This window comes from Pseudomonadota bacterium (assembly GCA_010028905.1).
GTDB lineage: Bacteria > Vulcanimicrobiota > Xenobia > RGZZ01 > RGZZ01 > RGZZ01.
In genome coordinates this window covers 1-7,079 of the sequence record RGZZ01000266.1, presented here as the reverse complement: position 1 = coordinate 7,079, position 7,079 = coordinate 1, and the positions used below count along the sequence as shown (strand labels likewise).

Genomic DNA, 7,079 nt, shown 5'->3' with positions numbered 1-7,079 from the left:
GCGCGTTTGCCCTGTGGAGCAAGGATCGCATCGTCATCGGCACCTTGGGTAACTGAGGTACAGGTGCAGCCTCAGCCCCCCGCCGACCTGCGAAGAAGCCGGCCCCCGGCTTTTCCCCCATCGAAAAAGCCGGCACCCTGCTTTTCCCCCGCAGGGGGGCGGCCGCCTGGCGCCGCACAGGGCTACCAGACCAGCACGCCCGCCCCCTCGAGCAGCTTGATCTGCTGGAATGTGTTCTTGCTGCTCGCGGTGCGCCCGGTGGCCATGAGCTCGATCCAGCGCTCCCAGCGCTGGCGCATCGGTCCACCGCCCCAGTCGATCTCGCGGAGCGAGCCGCCGTCGAGCGACCCGGTATCGCTGACCTCGGCGACAGTGCCTGCTGGGAGGGGCGTGGGTTCGTCGAAGGGCTGGTAGGTCATGACCGCTCGCGCCGCGGCGAACCAGGTGGGCCAGTCGTGCTCGATGGGGAACCGCTTGCCCATGCGAAGGTCGTAGTCGGCGGTGATGAGCACGTGGCGCGACCACTGCAGCACGCTGCGCAGCGCAGGGGCCTGGGGCCAGCGCGCGCAGAGGTAGGTCGTGAGCGAATCGAAGAAGGCGTCGCGGTTCATGGCCAGCTTCGTGAGCAGCCAGCGAGCGGGCTCGAGCTGCATCGCATATGCCGAGAGCTCTTCCATCGTCATGAAGCCGAGGAAGTCGTCATTGTCGAGATACCTCTGGAAGGTCGCCCGCATCTCGGCGAACCAGGCCCGGGTCGGGCTCGCGTCGGAGTGGAGGAAGTTCGTGAAGAGGTCGTCGTAGAAATCGGCGTAGCGCACATCGTGCACGCAGCGCAGGTACATGGCGACCTGCTCGGTGATTCCCGAGCTGTGCAGCGCCTTGATCTGCGACGCGTACGCCATCATGTCGACCCAGTCGCTCTCGCTGAACGACGAGCAGCCCACGATGAGCCTCGATCTCACCATCGCGACCGCGTCGCTGGGGCTGTTGCTGCGCGTGCCGTAGTTCAGCAGGAAGTAGCGGCTGACCGTGCGCACCTGCCAGCGCTCGAGGTTCTCGCGGTCGGCGGCAGGCGCGTTGGGCAGCAGGTTGTAGGGGAAGATCCAGTAGTAGGCGTGCATCCCCTCTTCCATCAGATCGGGGAAGCACCGCTTCCATTTCGCGAGGGTATCGCCCGGGATGCCGAGGATGAGCTGGCAGAACACCGCAAGCCCGTTCTCGTTGATGAGCTGGCGGGCCGCCTCGTATTGCTTGTCGATGCGGATGTTGTCGCGCTTCGTGGCGGCCAGCACCTCGGGGTCGGTGTGCTGCACCGACACGTTGTATCCCGACATGAGGCCCACCTCGGTGAAGGCCTTGGCCACCGCCACCGTGCGCCCCGGGTTGTTCTTGGCCGTGTTGTACGAGAACGACAGCGGATACCCCGTGCGGCGGCGAACGTCGGCCACCTTCTCGGCGATCTGCACGTCGCGCGGCAGGATGCCGAAGTTGGCGTCGGCGCAGAGCACCGATGACAGCTTCACCTGGCCGAACCACTCGACCTCGGCCATGACGCGCTCGAGGCTGAACTGGCGCAGTTTCGACATGGTGGCCGAGCCCCAGTCGCAGTAGGCGCAGCTGTAGGGGCAGCCGCGATTGGTCTCCCAGACCGCCACAACCAGGCCGTTTCTCTCGTCGATGATCTTCTCGTAGTAGTCGCGCTGGGCCAGGTACGCGCTGGTCTCGAAGCTCGCGGGCGTTTCGGCCGGGCCGGTGTGGATGTGTCCGCCCCCGTCCGGGTTCGCCATGTAGAGGCCGCGGATGTGGCCGAACGCCGCACGTGGCTCAGCCAGCAGGTCACGCAGGTCGCCGGCCTCGATCACCCGTTCGAGGATGCGGTTGAACGTGATCTCGCCGTCTTTCACGGCGACCAGATCGATGTACGGGTGCTTCTGGAAGAATGCGGGGTCTTTGTAGTCCGGCTCGGGCCCCCCCGCCACCACGAGACAGCCGGGGTTGCGCCGCTTCACCTCGATGGCGAGCTCGCACTGCAGGCTCCAGTTCCACGTGTAGGCGCTGAGCCCCAGCACATCGATGGCGTGATCGCCGACCTGCGTGAGCAGGTCGTTCACGGGCGCCATGGCGCGCACGGGGTCGAGCCACGTTGCGGCGTGCGGATGAGCGCCGTGCTCCTCCCAGTACGTCTTCAACACCCCCCACATCATCGGCAGGTACGGCACGCCGAACTCGGCGAGCTGGGGCTGCGAGATGAGCACGTTGCGCGGATGCGTCGATACGGGCATTCAGTCCTCCGTGGCTGCGGGTGCGCTCGAGGTGTTCGCCTGGCAGGGCTCTCGCCCGAGCGAAGACGAGCATGTCTCTGATTCACCGCGCTTCACAGGTTCGTTCTAGCGGAGGCGTCGTCCTTCGGGGCTCATGTCAATGGAGCGGGCTGACGTGTCAGACGCCGCCTGGCCGCGCATTGGCCGCGAAGACCCGGGTGGCCGCCACGACCCGCTCGCGCATGGCCTTCGCGGCCTCGTCGCCGAGCGCGGGGGCTACCGCCGTGTAGTCGACCGTGGCGGGCGTCTCACCGGGGCCCAGGCCGAAGTCGCTGAGCACGGGGATGGCCGCATTCCCCTCGAGGGTGAGGATGCGCTCGCGCCACGTGTCGACGGGCAGCGCCTCGAGCGATATTCCCTGTGATCGGATCTCGGCGAAGAGATCGCCCACCTCGACGTCGACCCAGGGCAGCTGCGAGGCCGCTGGGGCGGCGGCGTCGGTCGCCCGACGCAAGAGCGCGTCGACTGCGTCGTCGACGGTCACGAGGGGCTCCGAACCGATGCGGTCGGGCACGATGCCCGCGTCGATGCATCCGATCAACAGGCGCATGAGCGCGTCGCGCTCGTTGTAGGCGCCCGTGGTGGGCGAGGCGTAGAGGCGGGGAGGACGCACCACGATGGCGTCCTGGCCGGCTGCACCACGTGCTCGGCCACCCACTTCGACTCGACGTACCCGCCGAACGGAGGGGGGTGCGATGAGACCGCGTACCCGTCTGCGTCGAGCGCCTGCCCGAGGGCCGTGGCCACGGTCGAGACGAAGACGAGGCGGCCGCGACCGCGTGACGCGAGCAGCTTCACCAGTTCGGCCACGGCGAGCACGTTCTCTCGCTCGAGACGCTCGTAGGGGAACAGGTGGTGCACCAGCGCCGCCGCGTGGATCACGGGCCCGCTCGACGTCGACAGCCAGCGCAGCAGATCGGGCGACAGCGACAGGCCGGGCGCGTTCAGATCGCAGTCGGCCATGCGCAGGCGTCCGCTGGCCACGGCGCCCGCCACGTCGAGGCCCGCGTCGGCGCGTTGCAGCGCCGCCGCGGCCCTTCCCCCGATGTCGCGACCCAGCAGCAGCACGCGTCGCCCTTGTCGGAGCAGGCCCGCGGCCAGGTGACGGCCGAGGAATCCCGAGGCGCCCGTGATGACCGCGGTTCCCGCGTCGAGGAAGGCCCACGATGGGTCTGGCGCCGTCCGGCTGCGCGATTCGAAGGTCTCGAGATGGGTGATGGCGCGACGAACGAACGCGGCCCAGTCGGGACCGTGGGAGACCACGCCGCCGCCGCGGGCAACCTCCGGCGCCGCTTCACCGCCGAGGCGTGCCGCGATGGCGGCGATGCTCCCGAGCGCGTAGCAGTCGGCTACCTCGAGGGGGTGGCCCGCGCGGCGCAGGCCCACGGCCAGGCGAACGGCGTCGAGCGACGTGTATCCCGAGTCGAAGATCGACGCCGTGGCCGAGAGCGCGGCGATCTCGGGGCGGATCTGGCGCAGCAGATCGGCCACCCGCTCCTCGAGCTCTCCCGATGGCGCGCGAAAGCCCGTCTCCGCCACCGCCCCGGCGCGCTGCTCGCGGGCTCGCGCGCGCAACTGGGCCAGGTGGTGTCGACCACCATCACGTGCGCGGGAACGGCGGCGGGCGGCAGGCGCCGCGTGCACTCGGCCCGCACCTGCTCGGCGTCGAGGGTTCCGCTCTCAGCCTGCACGAAGGCGAGCAGCACCGGCGGCTTCTCTTCAGATGGCGTGACCGCGGCGCGGTGCACCCCCCGGATCTGCGTGAGGGCTGCGACCACGGCGCCCAGCTCGATGCGCACGCCGTTGATCTTCACCTGGTCGTCAGAGCGCCCGAGGTAGTGCAGCTGGTGGTCGCTGCCCCAGAAACAGGTGTCTCCCGTGCGATAGGCGCGCGCGATCGTGCTCTCGCCGCGATTCACCCGATGGGAGAACGGGTCGGCGATGAAGCGCGCGGCCGTGAGCTCGGGCCGTCGCAGGTAACCGCGGGCCACGTGGTTCCCCGCGATCACCAACTCACCGCTCACCCCCGTGCCGCAGAGTGCGCCGAGCCGATCGAGCACATAGGCGGCGTTGTTGGGGAACACCGTCCCGATGGGTGGGTCGGTGTCGCGCGCGGCGTCGTCGTCGGTGATGCGCACGTCGGTGATGTAGAACGTCTCGGTGGGACCGTAGAGGTTGCGCAGCGTCACGCCCAGGCCGTGCTCGGCCTGGATTCGCTGAAACGTGCGCACCTGCGCCAGGGTGAGGCGCTCACCCGCTGCCATGACCCAGCGCAGCGACGGCGTCTTCTCGAGGCCGCCCGACGTCATGAAGACGTCGAGCATCGACGGCACGAACTGGATGATGGTGGCCTGGGTCGCGTTCACCAGATCGATCAGGTAGTCCGGGTCGGCGTGCATGCCATCGCGCGCGATCACCACGGTGCCGCCCACGCAGAGCGCATAGAACATGTCGGGCAGACTGACGTCGAAGGTGTATGGCGTCTTGTAGACCATGCGGTCAGAGGCGTCGATGTGCATCTCGCGCGCCATCCACATTCCCATGTTCAAGAGGGTGTGATGGGTCTGCATCACGCCTTTCGGCGCGCCGGTCGAGCCGGAGGTGTAGAGCACGTAGGCCAGCGCGTCGAGGTCGCCGCTGAGGCGTGGCCGATCGCGGCGCGGAGGTGGGGGCGAGAGCAGCGACGACAGCGCGGGCAGGCTGATGTGACACTGCCCGGCCGTCTTGGCCTGCAGGTCGGGTACATCGCCCGCGGTGAGAACCGCCGCGGGGGCGGCGTCGATGAGCATCTGCGTGGCGGGCAGCGTGGGCAGCGCCGGATCGAGGGGCACGTAGTGCGCTCCGATCCGCCAGACGGCCAGGATGCTTGCGATGACGAGCGGGCTCCGCGGCATGATCAGCGCCACCGCCTGCCCCTCGCGCACCCCGGCGTCCTGCAGGCGCGCGCGGATGGCCTCGATGGCGGTGTCGAGCGATCCGTACGAGATGGTCTCGCCTTCGAAGCACAGGGCGGGGGCGTCGGGCGTTGACGTGATGACGCGATCGATGCGTGCCGGCACGTTCAGCGGTCCAAGGTCGACCTGCACGGGCTGCTCGGCCAGCAGCCGTCGCTTCTCTGTCGCGCTCACCAGCTCGATGTCGCCCACCCGCGCATGCGGTGAGCGCACCATCTGATCGAGCACCAGGCGGAACCGGCGCGCCACCGACGCGACGTGATCGCGGCTGTACCGCGAGGGATCGAAGCTGAAGTGGACCTCGACGGGATCGTGCGTGGCGTCGACCTGCACGATGAGCGGGTAGTCGGTCTGATCGATGCTGCCCAGCGGCGTCACGCCGGTCGCTGCTGGCGCCTCGAGGCCGTAGCCGTCCTCGTAGACGAAGATGTGGTGCAGCAGGCGGGCTGACGTGCCGCCCGTGGCCAGATCGGCGATGCGCGCGAACGAGAGGTGCTCCCACTCCATCGCCTCGAGCGCGGCCGCGTGCGAGGCCTGCAGCCATTCGGTGATCGGCTGCTCCGGGTCGAGCTTCATGCGCACGGGGAACGTGACCAGCGTGCACCCGACGAAGCCCTCGAGGCCGTCCATCGGCAGCGAGCGTCCGGAGCTGGTCACTCCCAGCAGCACGTCGCTGCGATTCACATGGTGGGCATACACCCGACCCCAGGCCGAGCGCAGCACCGTGCTGGGGGTGACGTTCGCCAGTGTGCAGAGCGCCGCTAGGGTGCGCTTCTCGACCGCCACGGTGACGCGATCGACGCGCACGCCTTCACGCGCGGCCAGCCCGTACACGCGATCGAGCGTGAGCGCCCCGGAAGACAGGCTCGCGTCGGTCTCGCCCTCGATGTCGGCCACGGGCGGCGTGGCGCTCACCTGTAGCGGTTCGGTGATCTCGACCCCCTCGAGGGTGCGGGTCCAGAAGGCCTCGGCCTCGCGGGTGTGGCTCTCGGTCCAGCCCTGCAGCGCGCCGTGGAAGGCCGCCAGATCGGAGAGGCCGTTTCCGAGGGGGCGTGGGGCCTCGCCTGCGGCGGACCGCAGCATCTCGGCCTGCAGCGCCAGCAGGCTCCACCCGTCGAGCAGCACGTGATGATGGGTCCACACGATGCAGCGTCGTCCCCCGCCGATGCCCACCGCCGACAGTCGCCAGAGCGGCGCCTGCGAGAGGGTGAACCCACGGGCGCGGTCAGCGGCGAGGAAGGCGCCCAGCGCCTGCGCGTCGCCCCCGTCGACGAACGCGGGCGCCGGCGCCGGCTGAGGGGCCGTCACGAACGCCCACTGCCCCGCCTCGTCGGCCACGGTGAGCCGCCCGAGGGGCTGTGCCGACAGGCACGCATGGAATCGCGAGATCACTGTTTCGGTGACGTCGTCGTCGACGAGGTAGACGATCTGCTCGATATAGGTGCCTTCGTCGGGGTGCAGCTCAGAGGTGGCGATCATGGCCTGCTGCACCTCGGTGAGGGGCGCGCGATCGACCGAGGCGGGTGCGGCCGCGGGCGGCGCGGTTGCCGCGCGAGGTGCGGCGGGCGCGGGCTGCTGCGCGTCGAGTGCGTCGGCCAGGGCCGCCACGGTGGGATAGGCGAAGAGGGTCGCCACCGAGACCGCGTAGCCCATGGCGCGCAGCTTCGCGCAGACGCGAATGGCCATGATGGAGTCCATCCCGGCCTCCACCAGTGGGGTCTCGACCGACAGCTGCGCGAGGCCCAGAACCTCGGTCCAGAGCTTCTGCACGCGCGCCTGGGTGGGGGTTCGCGGAGCCACGATG

4 protein-coding genes are annotated in these 7,079 nt (G+C 69.4%); all 4 read right to left on the bottom strand.

What is annotated here, in order from left to right:
• Positions 1 to 182 precede the first annotated feature (182 nt).
• Positions 183 to 2,282: a radical SAM protein gene (locus tag EB084_16390; protein ID NDD29836.1), complete on the bottom strand. Its 2,100-nt coding sequence runs from the start codon at positions 2,280 to 2,282 to the stop codon at positions 183 to 185.
• A gap of 157 nt (positions 2,283 to 2,439) precedes the next feature.
• Entirely contained in the window at positions 2,440 to 2,937 is a 498-nt protein-coding gene (locus EB084_16385; GenBank protein ID NDD29835.1) for a hypothetical protein, read from the bottom strand.
• A complete protein-coding gene (locus EB084_16380; GenBank protein NDD29834.1) occupies positions 2,859 to 3,965 on the bottom strand; it encodes an NAD-dependent epimerase/dehydratase family protein in 1,107 nt (368 codons plus the stop codon). The genes EB084_16385 and EB084_16380 overlap by 79 nt, the downstream gene beginning before the upstream one ends.
• A partial coding sequence (locus tag EB084_16375; protein NDD29833.1) for an amino acid adenylation domain-containing protein occupies positions 3,671 to 7,079 on the bottom strand: 3,409 nt, incomplete at its 5' end. The genes EB084_16380 and EB084_16375, both read right to left, overlap by 295 nt.